19 protein-coding genes and 1 pseudogene are annotated in these 19,776 nt (G+C 41.7%); 12 read left to right on the forward strand and 8 right to left on the reverse strand.

What is annotated here, in order from left to right:
• The 3 genes and pseudogenes from OXPF_RS23135 to OXPF_RS23400 form a co-directional block, all read left to right on the forward strand.
• Positions 1-106, forward strand: a pseudogene (locus OXPF_RS23135) (cobalamin B12-binding domain-containing protein); the annotation flags it as partial.
• Entirely contained in the window at positions 107-1,270 is a 1,164-nt protein-coding gene (locus tag OXPF_RS12605) for a uroporphyrinogen decarboxylase family protein (protein ID WP_054875582.1), read from the forward strand.
• Between the two features lie 12 nt (positions 1,271-1,282).
• The gene (locus tag OXPF_RS23400) at positions 1,283-1,417 is read left to right on the forward strand and encodes a hypothetical protein (protein ID WP_278308399.1); all 135 of its coding nucleotides are present in this window, start codon (positions 1,283-1,285) and stop codon (positions 1,415-1,417) included.
• Positions 1,418-1,462: 45 nt separating this feature from the next.
• Here OXPF_RS23400 and OXPF_RS12610 read toward each other — a convergent pair whose 3' ends face one another.
• Together OXPF_RS12610 and OXPF_RS12615 are read right to left on the reverse strand one after the other, a co-directional pair.
• Entirely contained in the window at positions 1,463-2,110 is a 648-nt protein-coding gene (locus OXPF_RS12610) for a cobalamin B12-binding domain-containing protein (protein ID WP_054875583.1), read from the reverse strand.
• A gap of 17 nt (positions 2,111-2,127) precedes the next feature.
• Positions 2,128-3,555 carry a helix-turn-helix domain-containing protein gene (locus OXPF_RS12615; protein WP_054875584.1) on the reverse strand — a complete coding sequence of 476 codons (1,428 nt, stop codon included), beginning with the start codon at positions 3,553-3,555 and terminating at the stop codon, positions 2,128-2,130.
• A gap of 238 nt (positions 3,556-3,793) precedes the next feature.
• Here OXPF_RS12615 and OXPF_RS12620 point away from each other — a divergent pair, with 238 nt between their 5' ends.
• The 3 genes from OXPF_RS12620 to OXPF_RS12630 all read left to right on the forward strand — a co-directional run bounded on the left by OXPF_RS12620 (position 3,794) and on the right by OXPF_RS12630 (position 6,957).
• Positions 3,794-4,993, forward strand: coding sequence for a uroporphyrinogen decarboxylase family protein (locus OXPF_RS12620; RefSeq protein WP_054875585.1), 1,200 nt, complete (start codon positions 3,794-3,796; stop codon positions 4,991-4,993).
• A gap of 99 nt (positions 4,994-5,092) precedes the next feature.
• Positions 5,093-5,608, forward strand: a complete 516-nt coding sequence (locus OXPF_RS12625) for an RNA polymerase sigma factor (RefSeq protein WP_054875586.1) — start codon at positions 5,093-5,095, stop codon at positions 5,606-5,608.
• Positions 5,608-6,957 (forward strand): DUF4179 domain-containing protein, encoded by a 1,350-nt coding sequence (locus tag OXPF_RS12630; protein ID WP_054875587.1) that lies wholly within the window; start codon positions 5,608-5,610, stop codon positions 6,955-6,957. The genes OXPF_RS12625 and OXPF_RS12630 overlap by 1 nt, the downstream gene beginning before the upstream one ends.
• Before the next feature lie 130 nt (positions 6,958-7,087).
• Here the strand turns inward: OXPF_RS12630 and OXPF_RS12635 are convergent, their stop codons facing one another.
• Together OXPF_RS12635 and OXPF_RS12640 are read right to left on the reverse strand one after the other, a co-directional pair.
• Complete coding sequence (locus tag OXPF_RS12635) at positions 7,088-8,581, reverse strand: ATP-binding protein (RefSeq protein ID WP_054875588.1); 1,494 nt, start codon at positions 8,579-8,581, stop codon at positions 7,088-7,090.
• A 323-nt stretch (positions 8,582-8,904) separates the two neighbouring features.
• A complete protein-coding gene (locus tag OXPF_RS12640; RefSeq protein WP_054875589.1) occupies positions 8,905-9,375 on the reverse strand; it encodes a helix-turn-helix domain-containing protein in 471 nt (156 codons plus the stop codon).
• Between the two features lie 420 nt (positions 9,376-9,795).
• Between OXPF_RS12640 and OXPF_RS12645 the strand changes: the two genes are divergently transcribed.
• A complete protein-coding gene (locus OXPF_RS12645; protein ID WP_054875590.1) occupies positions 9,796-10,320 on the forward strand; it encodes a nitroreductase family protein in 525 nt (174 codons plus the stop codon).
• A 132-nt stretch (positions 10,321-10,452) separates the two neighbouring features.
• On the opposite strand, the gene tnpA is transcribed toward OXPF_RS12645, so the two are convergent.
• The 4 genes from tnpA to OXPF_RS12665 all read right to left on the reverse strand — a co-directional run bounded on the left by tnpA (position 10,453) and on the right by OXPF_RS12665 (position 14,942).
• A complete protein-coding gene (tnpA, locus tag OXPF_RS12650) occupies positions 10,453-10,908 on the reverse strand; it encodes an IS200/IS605 family transposase (RefSeq protein WP_054875591.1) in 456 nt (151 codons plus the stop codon).
• Positions 10,909-11,368: 460 nt separating this feature from the next.
• Positions 11,369-13,078, reverse strand: a complete 1,710-nt coding sequence (locus OXPF_RS12655) for a flavin monoamine oxidase family protein (protein WP_054875592.1) — start codon at positions 13,076-13,078, stop codon at positions 11,369-11,371.
• A 535-nt stretch (positions 13,079-13,613) separates the two neighbouring features.
• A complete protein-coding gene (locus OXPF_RS12660; RefSeq protein WP_054875593.1) occupies positions 13,614-13,907 on the reverse strand; it encodes a zinc-ribbon domain containing protein in 294 nt (97 codons plus the stop codon).
• Between the two features lie 33 nt (positions 13,908-13,940).
• On the reverse strand, positions 13,941-14,942 hold the full coding sequence (locus OXPF_RS12665) for a metal ABC transporter substrate-binding protein (protein ID WP_054875594.1): 1,002 nt from the start codon (positions 14,940-14,942) through the stop codon (positions 13,941-13,943).
• A 139-nt stretch (positions 14,943-15,081) separates the two neighbouring features.
• Here OXPF_RS12665 and OXPF_RS12670 point away from each other — a divergent pair, with 139 nt between their 5' ends.
• From OXPF_RS12670 to OXPF_RS12690, 5 genes are all read left to right on the forward strand, one after another.
• On the forward strand, positions 15,082-15,759 hold the full coding sequence (locus tag OXPF_RS12670; protein ID WP_054875595.1) for a metal ABC transporter ATP-binding protein: 678 nt from the start codon (positions 15,082-15,084) through the stop codon (positions 15,757-15,759).
• On the forward strand, positions 15,752-16,555 hold the full coding sequence (locus OXPF_RS12675; RefSeq protein WP_054875617.1) for a metal ABC transporter permease: 804 nt from the start codon (positions 15,752-15,754) through the stop codon (positions 16,553-16,555). The genes OXPF_RS12670 and OXPF_RS12675 overlap by 8 nt, the downstream gene beginning before the upstream one ends.
• 202 nt (positions 16,556-16,757) lie before the next feature.
• The gene (locus OXPF_RS12680; protein ID WP_083479926.1) at positions 16,758-17,174 is read left to right on the forward strand and encodes a Fur family transcriptional regulator; all 417 of its coding nucleotides are present in this window, start codon (positions 16,758-16,760) and stop codon (positions 17,172-17,174) included.
• A 27-nt stretch (positions 17,175-17,201) separates the two neighbouring features.
• Positions 17,202-18,197 (forward strand): CobW family GTP-binding protein, encoded by a 996-nt coding sequence (locus OXPF_RS12685; RefSeq protein WP_054875597.1) that lies wholly within the window; start codon positions 17,202-17,204, stop codon positions 18,195-18,197.
• A gap of 4 nt (positions 18,198-18,201) precedes the next feature.
• Positions 18,202-19,776, forward strand: coding sequence for a permease (locus tag OXPF_RS12690; protein WP_054875598.1), 1,575 nt, complete (start codon positions 18,202-18,204; stop codon positions 19,774-19,776).

The following is a 19,776-nucleotide window of genomic DNA, read 5'->3' on the forward strand; positions in this document are numbered from 1 at the left end:
AGGCGGAAACCCAGTGACAAAGGATGCCTGTATGCAGATAGGTGCCGATGCTTTTACAACCAACGCCGCAGAAGGCGTAAAAATATGTCAGGGGTGGGTGAAATAAATGAATGGACAAGGTTTGCTTAAAGAAAGGATACAGCTGTTTAACGATGCAGCACAAATGAAAAAGACAGCAAGGATACCCCAGGTAGCCAACTTTTTCACCTGGAAGATTTTAGACTCTGAATATAAGCTGAGCGAGGCATTATTAGACTATGACAAAATGTTCAGGCTCGTTTGCGACTTCCATGAAAGATATGGATTTGATGCGTATATGGATTTAGGCACAAGAAATCCTGTGAAAGTAACAAATTCATTGGGCGGATATCATTACATGGTGGACGATGAAAGAGAAGTAATGAACATCGATGACCAGGTGTATATGGAGGCGGATGAATACGGAGAACTGGCAGAGGACCCAATTAAATTTATATGGACTAAAATCATGCCCAGAAAATATAAAAAACTAAATGAAGAGGGTGCTCTGGAAGTTTTTAAAAACACGACACAGGAATTTCTGGCATTCAGCGAATATAACAGGAAAATCAATGAGAAATTTTTGGCGGATTATGAGGCACCTGCCATATTCAATATACAAGGAGGAGTGCTGTTCCATCCCTTTGAAATGCTGTTTAACTATTACAGGGGAATTAAGGGTTTGTCTATTGATATAAGAAGAAATAAAGAAAGGGTTATGGAGGCAGTCGAAGCGCTGTATAACATGTTTACCAAGCCTGCAATTGACGGTTTGGACGGTCCTAAATCACAGACTTCAGCCTTTGATGCCATGTCTGCATTTTTAGCCCACAGCATATTAAGTCCAAAGCAATTCGGCGAAATTTACTGGCCTATATTAAAAAAAATAATTGATAAGCTTGTTGAGACCGGCAAGACCATGTATATTTTTTCCGAAAACACAATGCTGCAGTATTATGAATATTTGCAGGAGGTGCCTAAAGGCCATCTGGTCATACATGTGGAATTGGATGATGTATTTGAATTCAGGAAAAAGCTGCCCAATATCTGCATTGCCGGCGGCATGCCGGCAGATTTGCTTGGAAATTCAGATCCACAGACCTGCATAGACTATGCAAAGAAACTTGTGGATGAATTAGGCCGGGATGGAGGATATATATTCAGCCAGAATAAGATGATGTCCTTCAGATACGACTGTAAACGTGAGAACCTACTGGCTGTTACTGATTTTGTCCGGGATTACAGGGGATAGGAGGAGATAAAAATGAATGATGATGTGAAATTAAACACATGGCCGGAAGGATGGAATGAGGTTATAAAGACATTGACATTCCTGCCGGATGACAAATCCAGAAATGAGTTTTTAGCAGCCATGGTGGTGTTTTTAGCTCAGATGTAAAATTAAAGCCTCCCTAGAAGGAGGCTTTAATTTTACAGAAGCATATCAGCAGCTGTTTGTCATAGCCAGGGCTTTGACAACGGCAAGGTGGGCATTCATGCCATAGCCGTCGGCCCCGATTGCTTTGGCAAACCGCTGGGTAACGGGAAGGCCTCCCACCAGAATATTGAGATTCTTACCGGCGGGCTCCTGGCGGACGGACTGTACGGCCTCTTTCATAGCGGGAAGGGTTGTTGTAAGCATGCAGGACAGCGCCAGTATATCCGGCTGTTCTGTGCTTACGGCTTCAACAAAGCGCTGGGCGGATATATCCACACCTAAATCAACTATCATAAATCCGGAGCATTCCAGCATTATGCTTACCAAAGTTTTGCCCAAATCATGAAGGTCCCCTGAAACAGTACCGATAAGGACCTTTTTATGATCATTTTTATATTGGTCCATAATGAAGGGCTTTAATGTTTTTAAGGCAATTTTCATGGCTTCAGCCGACATGATGACTTCCGGAACATAAATATCATTATCCCTGAATTGGCAGCCCACAGTGGACATACCGGCCATAAGCCCTTCATCAATGATGGTTTTTGCAGGGATCATGGCCTTGAGACATTTGTTTACAGACCATTTGATTTTACGGGTGTCACCGTTAACTATATGAATGGCTACTTCCTGGAGAATTTCAGTCTTTTCCAAATTAATTCACCTTCCGGTTATTTTATATTTTTTGCTGTTTTCCACCAGCGCCTGTACTCACCGGGACTGATTCCCTGCCTTTTTTTAAACAGTCTGGAAAAATAAGTTATGTCTTGGTAACCAACCTGTCCGGCTACTTCGTTTATGGTCAGGCCTGTATTTACAAGGAGGTCTTTAGCTGCTTCCAGGCGTATTTCCGTAAGATATTCGATAATGGTGATACCCAGTTCTTCCTTAAATAAACGGCTTAAGTAGTGGGGGCTTAAGTGTACAGAATTTGCCGCATGGTTTATATTTATATCCCCGGCATAATGCTGCTTTAAGTATTCAAGAGCCTTTAGGACGGGGGCATATTTATCCTTATCCCGGGACTGGTAAATGGTATTCATAAGCCTGTCAAACAGATCTGCAGTCAAAGGGTAAATGTCTTCAAAGGTACCGGCGTCCTGAAGGCTGGAGACGGCATCCTGATAAAGAGAAAATAATACTTCGCCGGGGGCATCTCTTTGAATTGCCGCCCTGCCTACGCTTGTCAGCAGCTCTAACAGCCTTGCCTTTGTCAGGCTTAAATCCTCTCCTGTATTTAAAAATATATCTCCAAGTATTTCATTTATTATCTTTTTGGCAGCTGAACGGTCACCTAAACGTATACGGCCTATAAGCTCCTTTTCCTGTTTTATGAGCTGGGATTCCTTCGTCAAGCTGCCTTCATCATCCGTAAATATAGAATATTGCCTGTTACCTGCGGTTCCGGAATCGGTGGAAATGTACAGATAAGGCTTAAGGGCCAATTCCCGGGCTCTCTTCTGCTCCAGTATGGTCTCTGCAAAAGAAGCTCTTTTAGCCCAGAGCTTTTTCTGGTTCTCAAGCAAATCCTTGTCCGACTCCATTTGAAAGCAAATGATGGCAAACAGCAGGGAAGACGCCTTATTGACTTTATGAGGGGTCATGTAAGGAAGCTCCTTATATAATTTCCAGCCATGATCTCCATCCAGTCCGAGGCTCTTAAACTGCTCTTCCATTTCCTCCCTGGCTTCATCATCTGCTTTTTCCATGCGGATCCTTCCGGCCGCGGCAGTTCCTATATAATTTTTACCCTGAATAATGGGCACAGCCCATTCAACCAGCCCCCCATAGCAGACAAAAACATAGGGCTGTCCAAGGTCCAAGGCCTGACGGCCTGCTTTAAGTATCTGATTTCTGCATTTACTGGAGCCTTCTTTGGATAAACAAGTATAACTGCAAAAATCGTTTTTCACATTGGAAAAATCATCATAGGCATTATCTTCAACGGGAAGTTCGAAAAAAATGCTGTAATCGACCTCCGTTAAATCTCTGTAGAGTTCCATAGCATTCTTAAGGTTTTTCAGGCTTTCAGAGGGAAAATTATCCGGAACATAAGAGGAGGTACCTGTCCTGTTTTGGCCGCTTACCGATTTATTCATATAAATTCACCCATTAATATTATTAATTGGTTTAATTTTTACCGGCAGAAAGATGAGATCATGACATTTTTATGCTGATATAAATATACCACACACACAGGCAGGAATCCTGCAAGATTTATATAATATATTCTATCAAATAAAATTTTTTAAATATTGAAAAAAATCACTGCAAGTCAGAGGCAGTTTGTGAGCTTATAAAAAAATCATAAAGTCCGATACCATGGAGGTGCATGCTATGAAAAGCTTAAGGGGAAAGCTAAAAGAGCAGTCTCAATTGTATAATACAATGAAGAAGCCAAAGGTTTTAGCCCAAATTACAGACCATGCACTGGCTTTATCAGGCATATCCGGAAAAAGATATTATTCGGACCCGGCAGCTCTTACGGAAATCCAGCTTCTTGCATATGAATACTACAGTATTTTTCCTTCCTGGATTATTATGGATGTATATAACATTGAAGCCCAACTGATAGGACAGTCAATGAAATATCTGCCTAACGGAATGCCGGATATTGACCAGGGAAATCCCCTCATAAAGACTCAAAAGGATTTATGTAAAATAAAGCTTCCCGGTAATTTCCCTGAATGCGGGCGTATTCCTCTGGTATTGGAATCCTTAAGGCTGATGGAAGTGTATACCGGATTGATACCGGTGCCGGCTATATGCGCCCCTTTCAGCATGGCCTGCGGTATACGCGGTTATGCAAGGCTTATACGGGATATAAAAACCCGGCCTAAATTTGCCCATCAACTGCTGAAGACTATTACCGACGGTGTAACCATTCCATATTTAAAAATAATTATAGAAAAAAACCCGGAGGTTGCCAATTGCTGTTTGGCAGATGCCTGGGGCTCATTGCCCAATATAACACCGCAAATATTTGACGAATTTATAGCGCCTTATATTGAGAGGATACGTGACTCTTTTAAAAATATACAAATTAATTCCCAGGCATACTGGGGTATTCGGTATGCAAAGGACCTGCAAAGTTTTCTGGAAAAGAAACTTCCCATAGAGGGAGAAGTCATCGCATACGGTGATGATGCAAGGGCTATCGGCCTGGAATTTTTTAAAAATTGTGCATTAAAGCAAAATAAGAGCATTATTGTAGGCATAGAATCTCTGCTGATAAATGAAGGGCACCAGGAAGATCTGATATGGAAAGTCAAAGAGCAGATGAAAATTTGTTCTTCCTTAGAAAATGTTACTTTTTTACTTGAGGATATTCCTGCGACAGCCCCTTCTGAAAATATCCATGCAGTAACGGCTGCCATAAAAGCTTATAGCCGGGCGCAGGCTCCCAAAGATTATGACACAATAAGGGTGGGAATTCCTGAACGTGAAACCTTTCCGGCATTTGTAAGGCAAAAGCAAAGGGAAAATCCCGACGGGTATACATTTTCCTGGATTGATGAAGCAAATTTAATAAAATAATATGAACTTTTTCATCATATAAAGACTCTAACTAACAGACGTGATAACCACAAAACATATTTTAAAACCCATGACAAATTATTAAAAGGGGGCAGAGTATTGGATGTTGAATTGCTGGCAGGCAATGCCCGAAACGGTGATAAGGAAGCGCTGCTAAAGCTGATTATGGATAAGAAAGGCGAGTACTACAGGCTTGCATATGTTTATACCGGCAACAGGGAAGATGCCATGGATGCCATGGAGGACATGATAGTAATACTGTACCGGAATGTAAAGAAGCTTAAAGACAGCTCTGCCTTTTACAGCTGGAGCAAGACCATACTGGTAAATTGCTGCAAGGATATTGTAAGAAATAAAAGCAGGTATACGGTGCGGGAGGAAATTGAGGAAGAGGTATATGAAAGGGGATTTGAGAGAAGCGAAAACAGGATAGATATAATAAAGAGCTTAAAAATACTTAATGAAGGCCAGCAGGAGGCTATAAAGCTTAAGTACCTTCTGGATATGGATTATGAGAGTATAGCAAAGATGAGCAATGTGCCGGTAGGGACGGTTAAATCCAGGCTTTTCACAGCGCTTAAAAAGCTTAAGGAATCTTTCGGGGGTGAGTATTGATGAGGGATATAGAGGCGGAATTTAAAATTAAGAAGGCTGAAATAGATAATATTGATGTTCCGGAGGAACTCTATGACAGGCTGAGGAATGCCCTTGACAATTCAGAGGACAGCCCGTCAAAGACAGGCAGGATAATAGCCTGGTTTATTAAGCATAAAGCTCTTGCCGCCGTCTTTTTGCTTATGGCCTTTTTTGTAGTATATAATTACGATGTATTTGCTTACTACGGCAGGAAGGTGCTGGGGTATGATGAAATTATTTATGGGACTATAAAAGAATTGAATGAGATGGGCATGGGCCAGGAAATAAACAAGTCATACAGGTTTAAAAACGGGTCGGAAGTGACTGTGGACGGTGCAATGCTGGACGAAAACAAGCTCGTTGTAATGTATACCTTAAGGGGAGAAACCGAGGAAGGCATAGAAGGATTAAGTCTTCAGCCCTTAAAGGGAATCTTTGGAAGCTATGACATGAGCGTCGGCCGGGGAATCATAAGCGATGATAAAAAAGAAATCAAGTGGATCCATGAGTTTGAGCGTCCCAATTTATTTGACAAAAACCTGACCTTTTCCATGGTTTCCCTGACAGATGATATTTCAAAAAACGAAGTGGGAAATATAGATATAAGGCTTGATATGAGCAAGGCCATAAAAAGCATTGTAAAAGGGGATATAAATAAGACCATAGAGTTTGAAGGAATTAAATATAAGTTTGAGACAATGAGCGCAACTCCCATGTCCGTAGTGATAGAGGGAAGCATAAGCTCAGGGATAAAAAATGTTACGGACTTTTTTTCAGGTGAAGAAGCCCTAAAACCCGTAAGAAATATGGAACTGGAGCTGACGGCGGAATATATGGAAGACGGCAGCATTGTGACTGAAAATCTTCAAAGGGGCGTAATCGGCATAAGCAGGAAAATGGATGGGGCTAAATTCAGATGTGAATTTAACGGGGCATTGAAGGATATAAGGATTCTGACGCTGAATTTCGTGAAGGTGAGGGATGTGGGAGTGATAGACAGGACCATAGACATAGATGGGCAAACAAGGAATATAAATGTGATTCCCGGGTCGGAGGAGCTTACTGTAAAAGAGGTAAAAACTGAAGAGGGAAGCACGGCCGTAACCTTTATAATCCCAAAAGATGTTAACTTTGTATTTGCCCTGATGGTTGACGGCAGTCAGGCAAAGACCCTCTTTGAGAGCTCAAATGAAATTGAAGGGGACAGCGGCCTTATTGAGAGGACATTCACTTTTGAAGGCAGCAGCAAGGATATGCAGCTGATGTTTAAAACATTTAACCATGAGAAATATGTAAACCAGAATATAATATTATATCAAAGCAATTAAATAATAAGCCCCGGGCCTTTTAAACAAAGGTACCGGGGCTTTAAAATTTATAAAGCGTAAAACTAAGCAATACTGCTCATGAATGTTAATGAGTGTGAGTGAACTGTCCCCTTCCCTCTAAAAAAGGCAATCACACTGCCCATTTTTCAATGGTAGCAACCAGCATCCTTAAATCAAAGGGCTTGGATAAAAAGTCGTTCATACCGGCTTCCATGCATTTATCACGGTCGCTGACCATGGCATAAGCTGTAAGTGCGATGATCGGCACCTGCCTCTTAGAGCCCGCGCTGACACCCGGCCTGGAGGAAAAGACAGCTGTGACTGAACTGTCCCCCTCCAGGGAGCGGATGGTTTTGGCAGCGGTGATGCCGTCCATTTTTGGCATCTGCACATCCATAAAGATGATGTCAAATTCATTTGATTTATAGATTTCAACGGCTTCCTGGCCGTCTTCCGCCAGAAGGGGCTTAATGCCTATCTTATTTAAAAACTGCTGCAGCACAAACTGGTTTATCCTGTCATCCTCAGCAACAAGCACCCGCAAATTTTTTAACCCTTTATATCCGGATGCAAAATCATCATCAAAGTTTCCGTCTTCTGCAAACTTTGATTGCTCTACATTATCAAAAGGCAGCGTGAAGTAAAACCGGCTTCCCACGCCTTCTACGCTTTCGACTCCAATGGTTCCTCCCATGGTCTCCACCAATCCCTTTGAAATGGCAAGTCCCAATCCGGTGCCGCCGTATCTTCTGGTGTAAGACTCCTCCACCTGGCTGAAGCTCCTAAATAAATTCTTTATATTATCCTGGGAAATTCCAATACCCGTATCCTTGACGATAAACTTAAGGAGGGTATTCCTTGAAGAACGGCTTACCGTCTCGACAATAACCGTTATTGATCCTTTGTCGGTAAATTTAACCGCATTGCCCACCAGATTTGACAATACCTGCCTTAGCCTGACATTATCACCTACTGCATAGCCAGGCGCCTCAAAATCCATTTTAGTTTCTATCTTTAAACCCTTTTGCAGGGCAGCTACGCTGAAAAGCGATACAACCTCATTTACTACATCTTCCACGCTGAATTTTGATTTTTCTATGATAACTTTGCCTGCCTCAATCCTTGAGTAATCCAATATGTCGTTTATAACCCTGAGCATGGAATCGGCGGATTTCTTTGCAAGATCCAGGCATTCCTCCCTGTCCTCATTGGTTTTGGCCAATTGGGCCAATTGAATCATACCCAGCATACCGTTTAAGGGTGTCCTTATCTCATGGCTCATATTGGCTAAGAACATGCTCTTTGATTTGTTCGCAGCATCGGCCTGCTCTTTTGCTTCCGTTAATTCTTTCTCGGTCTTTGTAACCCTTTTAAAAGCACGGCTTAATAAAACATACAAAACAACGGCAATAACAGCGACATAAAACCAGCCCTTATAGGTGCTGGCGGCAGTCAGCGCATCCTTGTCGGTTACGAAGCTGCTCACTAAATTGTCGGATAAAAATATCCAAAGGAAACTTAGCATAAAATATAAAAGACTTATCCTTAAGGGGATGAAATTATAGGTTTTATCACCGCCTATTCCAAAAAATGCTTTAATAAATCCCTTCAACTTTTGCAACATGAGATGTCCCTCCGCCGATATGATTAAGGTAATAACGGACATAGAAATGTGCTGTAACTAAGCAAGTAAATTGCAGTGTAAAAATATTCTATCATGATTTACATATATTTGCAAAATATCCTTATTTTTAAGTAAAAACCTAATAATTTGATGAACTAAAACTGTCTCCATGAAAAAAGAGGGACTAAGAGTCCCTCACAGATACCTTGTGAAGCTTAAGCGTTTAAATTGAACAAATCGTCATCAGCCGGCGGGATGTTTAAGATAACAATCCATATACGATATATGTCAATTATCCGGCAGTTCCCTGGAATTTCAAGGCTTTATGGTTTCACCTTTCTTTTATTCCGGTTGGTTTTATACCTTCTTGCTGCTATTTCCTTTGCATTTTTAAGGCCTATTTCAATGGCCTGCATCAAAAGACGGCGGCTCTCCTCGCTTAATTTATGGCCACCTATGGTAAGGTTCTGGTTCTTTTCTATGTAGTTCATTATGTCTATTAAAGAGATTTCGATATCTTCCTTGTCCATATGTATCTTAAAATGGGACAAAACCAATGGTTCCCCTTTTTTTTCATCGATATAACCGGCCTTTTCCATAAAATCTTCATAATCTATACTTAGACAGGGAGCCAGCTTTTCTAATATATCCGGCTTCGGTATGCTTCTCTTGCCGTTTTCCAAAAGTGATATGTAGGAACTTGATACTCCCGACTGCATTGACAGCTGTCTGATGGATATATCCTTTGATTCCCTTAGTCCTCTTAAAAATTTTCCGAATACTATGGAATCCATAAACAATTACCCTCCAAATTTTGGCTATTTTAATTATAAAATCAGTGATAAGGTTTTGCAAGAATTTGGAACCCTAAATATATAATATTTTCCAGAATTAATAAAATTCTTCCAAATGGTTTAAAATGGAAAATATTTTTGATATAATGTTTACCAAAGTAAACAGACAACCTGTAAAAATTATAGGACTGCCACAAAGAGCGCGTAATACTTTTAGCCTACGAAATAATGAAGCTTAAAAACATAATTGAAAGCAGTAACCTGCCTGAACATTCAGGTTACATTCAGGTTGTTATAAATTTATTTATTTTGAAATTTGGTAAATGTAGGAGTAAAATTAAAGCAATAGGAAATGGATAATTTAAGTAAAGCTTAAATTATCAAAAGAAAAATAACAATTATACGGGAGGTAGAACCAGTATGAATGAAACTATCAAAACTCTTTTAAACAGAAGAAGCGTAAAGAAGTACAAACCGGAACAGATAAAGGACGAAGATTTAAACACCATTTTAGAAGCTGCTAAATTTTCACCCAGCGGCGGCAACAGGCAGCCGGTACTTTACATAGTAGTTCAAAACCCCGAAATGCGCCAAAGAGTAGTTGACCTAAACGCAGCAGTAATGGGCAAGACCGGCATCGACCCATATTACGGCGCGCCGACAATAGTTTTGGTTCTTGCTGATAAAACCAGCGTAACTCCTGTGGAAGACGCATCAATTGTTATAGGCAATATGCTAAACGCCGCATACTCTCTGGGCTTAGGTTCCTGCTGGATTCACCGCACAAAACAGATGTTTGAATCGGAAGCAGGAATCGCCCTGTTAAAAGAACTGGGAGTAGAAGGCGAATACATCGGCGTAGGCTCCTGCATACTGGGCTATCCCGACGGCGATCTACCCAAAGCCGCCCCCAGAAAAGAAGGAAATGTAATAATAGTGAAATAAGCAGAATAGGAACAGTGTAAATTAATAAATATCCCCCGGCATAGCCGGGGGTTTTTCATTAGCGGGCATAGCCCTTTATTACTAGCCACGCCTAAACGGCGTTAGCACGATCTGCCACATGCGATGAGCTTGTTACTTGCTACCCGTAAACGGGTCCTGTTCATCCATTGTAATTTGCTCTCCTAATTGATCCTCTTTTAATTGTTTTTGTATATATTCTTTTATTTTCTTCGCATCCTTGCCAGCAGTATCAACATAATAGCCTCTGCACCAAAATTCTCTGTTTCGATACTTATATTTCAGACTACTCCATTTCTCATAAATCATCAAACTACTCTTCCCTTTTAGAAATCCCATAAAACTCGATACACTCATCTTTGGCGGTATCTCTAATAACATATGTATATGATCTGGACATACTTCTGCTTCAATAATATTTACGCCTTTCCATTTACACAGTTCTCTTAGTATGCCTCCTACTTCTAATCTTTTTTCTTCATAAAATACTTTTCTTCTATACTTTGGTGCGAATACTATATGATATTTGCAGTTCCATTTTGTATGTGATAAACTGTGTGTGTCGTTCACCTAGAATGACCTCCTTTTGATATACTTGTTGCAGTTGGCAGACCGCAACTTTATTATATCAAAAGGAGTTTTTATGTCTTCCTCATCGCTGTAAGCTCTCCTGAACCCCACGTCTAACGTGGGGTTTTCTGATATATAAGAAAACCTTTGCTTGCATACATTCAAGCAGAGGTTTTTGCATATATACTGATAAAGAGATGAATACAGAAGATTTTATTTTAATGAACAATTTGTAAAAAATGAGAATTAGTTAACCAGACATAATGTACGAATAAAATGAACCCTGGTAATTGAATAATACGGTATTTTGAAAAGCAATATTTTAACCTCTCATACAAAGTTATGGGTATGTATGGAAGTTATGCTATAATAATCAATGAGTAAAGCCAACTTCGTAAAATTGTGTGCATTATTAAAAACGGACTGACAAATCAATCCGTTCACCAATAAAGGTTGTTTTTTACTTTTTATGTCCATATGTCTTCAAATAATATGCCAGTGCATTGGCTGAAATCATTGAGGATTGTAGTGCAGCCTGAATCCAACCATTAGGCGGAGAGATAGCTTCTCCTGAAAAATATACCCTGTTTTCATATTCGGGCTTTGATAACTCCCAGGAAAAGCGATTCCCTTGGCCGGGTTGAAAATTGACAAATGCTCCGGAAATATAAGGATTATCATTCCAATGGACAGCCTTATAATCAGTTACTACATTTTCAAGATAATTTTTAGGCAAACCGTGGACTATCTCAACCTGCCTTTTTGTGAGCCTAAAGAGAAAAGGCTTACTGCTACCCAGCCTCTGCGCATCATTACCCATGGTATAAGATGCTACAAGCACACCCGGTACATTGGGACTGCAATCAGCTGTATCAGTTGTGTTTTGCTGGCAATATGAGCTGTCTGATGGATACATAATTGACTGGATAATCAAATCGGTATTTGAGACTCCTCCCGTTATCCCTTGTCTTTGCCAAAAACGCTCGCTGCATAGGAAAAGCACTTTTTGAGCATCCACATAACTGACTTCCCGTATGGCTTCCGTCTTCAAATTTGAAAATGCAGGTTTGAAGTATATTTTCCTCAGGGATGTCAGAGGAACAGTGAAAAATACATAGTCAAATGATTCATAAGCGCTCTCGGCGTTCAGCTTATTATAATAACTTAATATCACCTTTCCATCCTTATCGGACTTGTAACACCCTTCGATAAGGCTTCCCCTCTTAAAGGCCGCTTTTCCAAGGGCACTGCTTGGAAGGTTGTATTCCTGAGGATTATCCGAGGTCAGCGACCTGTAGAAGGCCAGGGGAAGGTTTGCCATGCCGCCGTCTATTCTATAAGTATTGTTAGTGGATACAGCATAGTCTGTTATGAGCTCCGTATAGAAGCTCCCTTCTATAAATGCATTTACTGTTGGGCTAAGACTTGTAATGAGGCTGATGGCAGAGTCGCTTAAGCCGTATTTTTTCAATCCCTGACGTACAGTTATGGTGACAGCAGTAGCAAAGGTCGGAGGTAGATTCGGACTTATTCTTATAAATTCTGCTCTCAACTCCGGACTCAAACTTTTTAATGCGGAAAGTATTACACGGTCATATAATTCAGGCCATGGAGTATTCCTTTCTGCTGGAGTAAGGTTAAACATAGGATAAATCTGTTCCATTATGTCTTTTGCATTATACCTTGCCCTTGTATTTCTAATAAATACAAAAGTGTCGTCTTTACCGTAACCAATCCTAGTGGTATTTAAGTTAAACAGATTGACATAATGCCATGCTGTCCCATGGGATGCCGGAATACGCCCTGCCCCAAGTTCGCCGTAGAGTCTTTTATCCTTGTCAAAATAATGCGTATATATCCTTCCCCCAATTCTTTCTTCCTCTGCTTCAAATATAGTTATGTCAAAACCGAGCTTTCTAAGCTCAAAGGCTGCAGATAGCCCTGCAATGCCAGCGCCTACAACTGCCACTTTAATACCTTTATATTGACCCGGTGCTGCATAGGTTGTTATATCAGGAGGCGGGCTTAAATTTTCCATTATATATTTATAATCTTCAGGCCTTCCCGCATTAATCAAGGATTGCTTTACCATCTCATGCCTTTGTGCATCGGTAGGATTATTGGGAGATTGTATTGGCTTCTGAGGAGGGGAATTAGCAATTAAACACATATACTATACCTAATAAAAGTATTATATATTATCCTATTCTTGGAATATTATAAACGTGATTAAACTCTGGCTGCTTATCAGTAAAATGATAAAAAACTATAGAGCCCTTTCACATCTTTCTTATAATCTACATTACCCCAGTAAAAAGTTTTTTGGAATAGTATTTATACAAAAAAACTTAATCCGCACAATTCTTAAAATACCCTATTATTCAAAATTAATCTTACGGTATTTTTTATTCTCATTTCAAGAATATTGAGAGTCAGGCTTTAAATCTACGCTCCCGTGTGGAAAGAAGAGAAATATAATCCTGAACACGAACAGGAAACATAGTATTCACACATGCCAATACAAAAACGAAAAGCCAAGAAGCATAAAATATCAGCTCCGTTTGCTGAAAAACTTTAAATGCCGGAGAAATGAAAAAGTACCTTAAATTGATGCTCACCGCATCAATTTAAGGTACTTTTATTCTTATAATATTTCTATTTAGTATGTAATCTTGCGCGAGAGCAGCCCACATCGATTATAACGACTATTTCACAGAAGCCGCCCTCATTCTTGAAAAGCACTCGCCGCAATAAACGGAACGGTCACCTGTGGGGTTGAAAGGAACCTTACAGGGCCTGCCGCACTCCGTGCAAATTGCATCGTACATTTCGCGGGAAGGACGGGGCGAGGCGCTGCTCCGTTTATGGGCTTCCCGGCATTCCTTGCACTTTTTGGGTTCATTCTTGAAGCCTTTTCCGGCAAAGAATTCCTGTTCGCCGGCCGTCCACACAAATTCTTTACCGCAGTACTTGCAAACAAGGGTCTTATCCTGATACATACAGCCAACTCCTTTACCAAACAATGGCGACCATTACTTGGTCAAGCTATCGTAAATTTTGGAGAGGTTATCCTGCATCCGCTCCAGATATGTCATACCATCTTCGGCATTTTCCATTGTGTAAATGGTTTCAACCTTTGCACCGACTTCGTTGGCCAGCGTTTGGGAAACGGCCGGGCTTGCCATCTCTTCGGCAAAGACGGTCGCTACATTGTTCTCTCTGCAATATTCAACAAGCTCGGCCAACTGCTGTGCCGAAGGTTCGCCTTCCGCATAAATATCTCTGACACTGTTTTGTTCCAAGCCAAAGTCGCGGCAAAGGTAGCCGAAAGCCGCATGGCCTGTTACAAAGCTCTTTTTATCAACAGACTGGAATTTTTCGTTGTATTCATTATAAAGGTTTTCAAGCTGAGAGATGAAATCATTGCAGTTCTGTTCGTAATAATCTTTATTGGATGAATCTGCTTGGATAAGCGCATCCTTGATGTTTTTAACCTCAGCTTGTGCGCCTTTCAGGCCCAGCCACAGATGCGGATCATACTTGCCGTGATCATGATCTTCTTCGTCCTCCTCATGATCCCCTTCTTCTTCATGATCTTCAGATGCTGTTTCCCGTGTAATGACATCAGCCCCTTTGGATGCATCCACAACAATCAGATTTGCATTATTGGCAGCGGAAACCGCTTCCTCCGCCCATCCTTCCATTCCAAGCCCATTATAAACAAAAACCTTAGCAGTACTCAAACTTACAAGATCCTGGGCCTTTGGTTCAAAATCGTGTGCTTCCGTTCCGGCAGGAATAATAGTTGAAACCTCAACCTTGTCCTTTCCGACAGCTTCAACAAACTCTTTCATGGCATCAAAGGTGACAGAAACTTTGATCTTGCTTACTTCCGGCATATTTGTCGGTTCAGCGCTGCTCGTCGGCGCAGTATTTCCCCCTGGATTATTTGCCTGGTTATTATTGCTGCCGCAGGCTGAAAAGCTTACAACGGCAATCAGGGAGAGTAGCATAGCAGCCCATTTTTTTAACATATTATCGACCTCCAGAAATTCTACTTGCAAATGCTTCCTATTTACATCTATAATATAACGTACGAGGAAATAACTGTCAAGTGCAAATGAAATGCATTTGCAATATAATTTATTGCTGGTATTAAAAGGAGTGTTATTGTTGATCAGGGCAGATAATTTATTATTTTCATATACAGGATCGCCGCCATATGTGCTGAATGGCATAAATTTAGAAATATGCAGCGGAGAATACCTATCGGTAGTAGGTGAAAATGGCAGCGGAAAAAGTACGCTGATGAAGCTTATATTAAAATTTGTAAAGCCTACGGGCGGAAGTATCGTATCACGGGCAAAGAGAGTCGGATATGTCCCTCAAAAAAATGATTTCTCCAACTCCAATTTTCCCATTACAGTATATGAGGTGCTGAATTCTTACTTGAGACTTTTAAAGATCAAAGACAAAAGCGTGATTGCAGAAAAGCTTGAGCAGGTCGGGATGTCCGGCTATAAAGGTTATCTAATGAGTACACTCTCCGGGGGGCAAAGTCAGAAAATATTGATTGCACGGGCCCTCATGGGCAATCCGGATTTGCTGGTTTTGGATGAACCCTCGACCGGAGTGGATATAGGCAGTCAAAAAGAGATATATAGTTTTTTAAAAAAAATAAACAAAGAACATGGAATCACTATAGTTTCCGTAGAACACAATCTGAATGCAGCTATTTCAAACTCAACCTTGATTTACCACCTGGCAGGCGGGCAGGGGCATCTCTGCACCCCGCAGCAATATGCAGACGAATTCTTAAAGAACAGAGGGGAAAGCCATGACAATTTTTAGCTATGGTTTTATGCAAAACGCAATATTCGTTTCCGTATTTATTTCGATCTTATGCCCCTGCATCGGAATATTTTTAGTACTGCGCCGTTATTCCATGATTGGAGACACATTATCCCATGCCTCGCTGGCCGGTATCACAATCGGACTAGTGTCAAAACAGAACCCAATACTTGGTGCTTTTGTATTTACATCCATCTGTGGCGCGCTCATCGAATTTCTGCGAAACTATTTTAAAAAGTACACCGATTTGATCCTCACTATTGTGCTTTCCTTGAGTGTGGGTACCGCCATCACCATCATCAGCTCCGGAAAGCTTCATGCAAACGCGGATTCCTTTATGTTCGGAAGCATCCTGACCGTAACCAAATTCGATATGGTTATGGTTCTGATACTCAGTGCAATTTCCGTTTTGACACTTATTCTTCTATACCATCAGATGATTTATATCGCATATGATGAGGAGGCCGCCAAAGTTGCGGGCGTAAAAGTACAGCTTATAAACTATGTCTTTTCCATCCTCGTGGCCTCCGCCATTTCAGTATCAATCAGAATCGTAGGGGTGCTGGTGCTCAGTTCCATGATTGCCCTTCCGGTTGCCACCGCTTTGCAGCTTGGAAAGGGATTCAAGCTTACCCTGATATTTTCAATCGTCTTCAGCGTTATAGATATCATGCTGGGGCTGTTTATTTCGTATTATCTAAATGTAGCGCCCGGTGGATTTACCGCTCTGGTTTCCGTTGCCGTACTCGTCTTGGTATTGGCGGCGAAAAAGCTGCAGTCCACCATCCGCAAATGATACATATTCCAGTATCCTGCTGATACCCTCAAAAAACTTGACTTCAATTTATCCGCATTTTATAATAAATTTAAATGCGAATAAATTGCATTTGCATATCATATAAAAGAATAGGGAACGCAATCCGTTAGAATACATAAACCTATGCCGAAGGAACATGGGCTGTACAGCTCTTTATGAGTAACTGAATGAGGTGAATAAAATGAAAGGAAAACAGGACGGCTGGCCTGCGGGAATAAAGAGAACCCGGCAGCGTGAAAGTGTGCTCTCAGTACTTGAAAACTCCGACAAGCCTTTAAGCGCTATGGACATATGTTCTAAAATAGAGAAAAGCGGGGATGGGGCTTGGATGTCCACTGTCTACCGGATTTTGGAGCTTTTCGTAAAAAGGGGCCTCATAATTAAAACCAATGTTATGAATAGCGAAATGGCAGTGTATGAGAACAATCATTTTAAGCATAAGCATTATGCTGTCTGCGTTAACTGCCGCAAAATCATAGCAATGGATAATTGTCCCATGGAGAAGTTTATTCCAAAGCTTGAAGACGAGGATTTCCATGTTATAGGCCATAATCTGGAGGTATTCGGATTCTGCAAGGATTGTTACCCGGACGAATAATGATTTGAATTTTTAAGGAGGCATATCATGTCCACAGAAATATTTATAATATCGGGTTTTTTAGGAGCAGGAAAAACCACGCTGATTCAAAAGCTGCTTAAAGAAGCATTTCAGAATGAGAAAATCGTCCTGATTGAAAATGATTTTGGTGATATCAGTGTTGATGCAGCCCTGTTGAAATCAGGCGGTATCGAAGTGAAGGAAATCAATTCCGGCTGTATTTGCTGCAGCCTTTCGGGTGATTTTATCAAGTCCCTTAAAGAACTTTTAGAACGGTTTAACCCGGATAAGGTCATCATTGAGCCTTCCGGCGTTGGCAAGTTATCGGATATTATAAAGGCCTGCTTAGATCCGCGCATCCTATCCCTTGCGAAAGTAAAGGCTAAAATAACAGTCGCCGATGTAAAACGCTGTAAAATGTATCTTGACAACTTCGGCGAGTTTTTTGAAGATCAGATTCAAAACGCCGATGCTATCCTGCTTAGCCGAACCGAGGAATTTCCTGACAGGGTAAATGCTGCTTATGAAATAATCAGAGGTTTAAATCCTCATGGGGCCATATTCTCAAAGCCCTGGGGTCAAATAAATGTAAAGGAAATACTCCACCCGCACCGTGATGACGGCGTTCATGCCGGGCATCACCAACACGCACACGAATGCAAATGCGGATGCTCCCACAACGGTGCCCACAGTCACGGGGAGCACAAACATGGCCATGGCCACAATTGTTCTTGCGGCCATAACCATGGGGCGGAAGAAATTTTTGATACCGTTACCATACGGACAAATCAGGTATTCAGCATCGAGGATTTAAAGGCACGGATATCGAATATGGAGAAAAACGCCAGAGGAACGATTCTGCGTGCAAAAGGTATACTTCGCGGCCCGGTCGGATATATGAACCTCCAATACCTCCCCGGAGATATAAAGGTAACCGAATGCACTGCCAGCGGTGACATGCTCTGTATTATAGGCCGTAATCTAAACCGGCAGGAGCTGTGTAGCCTCTTTAGCGGAGAGTGACAGGATGGCGATACCCGTTTATGTTGTAACCGGTTTCCTTGATGCAGGAAAAACAACATTTCTGAATACCTTGTTGAACAGGCGCGATTGGCAGGATACCGGAATACTTGTTATACAGTTTGAGGCCGGCGAAGAGGAATTTCAGAGCAGGTATAATAACTGCTATAGTATTTCCTTCCCTAAAAAGTATCTGGATCAGCAACCCAAGCAAGTCATCGGGCAGATTGTGGATGCTATGCGCCGTCACGAATTTGATGAAATCTGGGTGGAATGGAACGGTGTCGTCCCATTCTCCCAGCTGCAAGCTTTGCTTTTACAGCCCAGGCTTCGTAACCTGTGCAAAATTCAAAAAGTAATACATATTGCAGATGGGTCAAGTATAGAGAATCTGCTGGGCAGGACGGGAGGCGCCCTGCCCGAGCAGATTGCAAATAGCGATTTTGCAGTGGTCCGCAATGTGCATTCGGCTGCTGTTTATAAAAGGATTCGCCGCCTGCTTGATGGAATAAACCCGGGCGTTGAAATATATGAAATAAAGGCTTATAAAGATTTATATAAGCAGCTTTTCAGGAGAAGGGAAAATCCTGTCAACTTCTTCTTCCTGACGGTTGTCATGCTCGCCGCCCTTTATTTTTCAGCACGGTCTGCCTTTGAGGCGCTCCAAATCCCCTTTAATACAATTATCAATGTATTTTTAGGGATTATCCTGCAGGCCGTTCCATTTTTGCTGATGGGCGTACTTTTATCTTCCGCTATTCAGGTTTTTATACCTCAGCGCATCATAGAGCGCTGGTTCCCTAAGTCCCTAGGCATGGGAATGCTTGCGGCAATTATAGGCGGCTTTTGCCTTCCGGTCTGTGACTGCGCTTCCATTCCAATTTTCAGGAGCCTGGTGAGAAAAGGGATTCCGGTCCCCGTGGCCGTTACCTTTATGGCGGCTACGCCGGTTATCAATCCCGTGGTTATTTTATCGACCTATTACGCCTTTAGCGGCAACATGAAGATTGTGGTGGGACGCGTTTTCTTTGGAATTATAGCCGCTGTAATAATCGGGCTTATATTTGCCCTCTGGCCGCTGAAAGGCCAAGTGTTGTCCGGAGGAGCTCTCGACAGGCTGATGTGCAGCTGCGGCTGCTACGAGGATGCCGAGTCCGTCACCACGTTTACCGGAAAGCTCGGATTGTTTATCCGCCATTCCCAGGCGGAATTCTTCAGCGTAGGAAAGTATCTGGTGATAGGAACCTTTATCGCTTCCCTAGTTCAGGTCCTGGGAACAGGTATATTTACCGCCGCTCAAAGTGGAGCTGGACTGGCAGTGTCCATCATAATTATGATGGCAATGGCCTTTGTCCTCTCTTTATGCTCGTCGTCCGACGCCGTTATCGCGCGCAGCTTTGCAAATCAATTTCCAATGGGTGCAATAATGGGATTTCTTGTGTTCGGGCCGATGATGGATATTAAAAATGTAATGATGCTCTCTTCGGGGTTTTCAAAGCGCTTTATAGGTAAACTATTATTTACGGCATTTATTGTATGCTTTGCCGTAGTCTTTTTACTTTCCGGTTTGGGAGGGATGTAG

It is taken from the genome of Oxobacter pfennigii (genome assembly GCF_001317355.1).
GTDB lineage: Bacteria > Bacillota > Clostridia > Clostridiales > Oxobacteraceae > Oxobacter > Oxobacter pfennigii.

Excerpts from the sequence above, each read along its gene's own strand:
- OXPF_RS12680 (WP_083479926.1), top strand. The coding sequence starts at position 16,758 with ATGAAAGGAAAACAGGACGGCTGGCCTGCGGGAATAAAGAGAACCCGG.
- OXPF_RS12665 (WP_054875594.1), bottom strand. The coding sequence starts at position 14,942 with ATGTTAAAAAAATGGGCTGCTATGCTACTCTCCCTGATTGCCGTTGTA.
- OXPF_RS12685 (WP_054875597.1), top strand. The coding sequence starts at position 17,202 with ATGTCCACAGAAATATTTATAATATCGGGTTTTTTAGGAGCAGGAAAA.
- OXPF_RS12615 (WP_054875584.1), bottom strand. The coding sequence starts at position 3,555 with ATGAATAAATCGGTAAGCGGCCAAAACAGGACAGGTACCTCCTCTTAT.
- OXPF_RS12690 (WP_054875598.1), top strand. The coding sequence starts at position 18,202 with ATGGCGATACCCGTTTATGTTGTAACCGGTTTCCTTGATGCAGGAAAA.
- OXPF_RS12605 (WP_054875582.1), top strand. The coding sequence starts at position 107 with ATGAATGGACAAGGTTTGCTTAAAGAAAGGATACAGCTGTTTAACGAT.
- OXPF_RS23400 (WP_278308399.1), top strand. The coding sequence starts at position 1,283 with ATGAATGATGATGTGAAATTAAACACATGGCCGGAAGGATGGAATGAG.
- OXPF_RS12640 (WP_054875589.1), bottom strand. The coding sequence starts at position 9,375 with ATGGATTCCATAGTATTCGGAAAATTTTTAAGAGGACTAAGGGAATCA.
- OXPF_RS12630 (WP_054875587.1), top strand. The coding sequence starts at position 5,608 with ATGAGGGATATAGAGGCGGAATTTAAAATTAAGAAGGCTGAAATAGAT.
- OXPF_RS12655 (WP_054875592.1), bottom strand. The coding sequence starts at position 13,078 with ATGTGTTTAATTGCTAATTCCCCTCCTCAGAAGCCAATACAATCTCCC.
- OXPF_RS12660 (WP_054875593.1), bottom strand. The coding sequence starts at position 13,907 with ATGTATCAGGATAAGACCCTTGTTTGCAAGTACTGCGGTAAAGAATTT.
- OXPF_RS12635 (WP_054875588.1), bottom strand. The coding sequence starts at position 8,581 with ATGTTGCAAAAGTTGAAGGGATTTATTAAAGCATTTTTTGGAATAGGC.
- OXPF_RS12620 (WP_054875585.1), top strand. The coding sequence starts at position 3,794 with ATGAAAAGCTTAAGGGGAAAGCTAAAAGAGCAGTCTCAATTGTATAAT.
- OXPF_RS12645 (WP_054875590.1), top strand. The coding sequence starts at position 9,796 with ATGAATGAAACTATCAAAACTCTTTTAAACAGAAGAAGCGTAAAGAAG.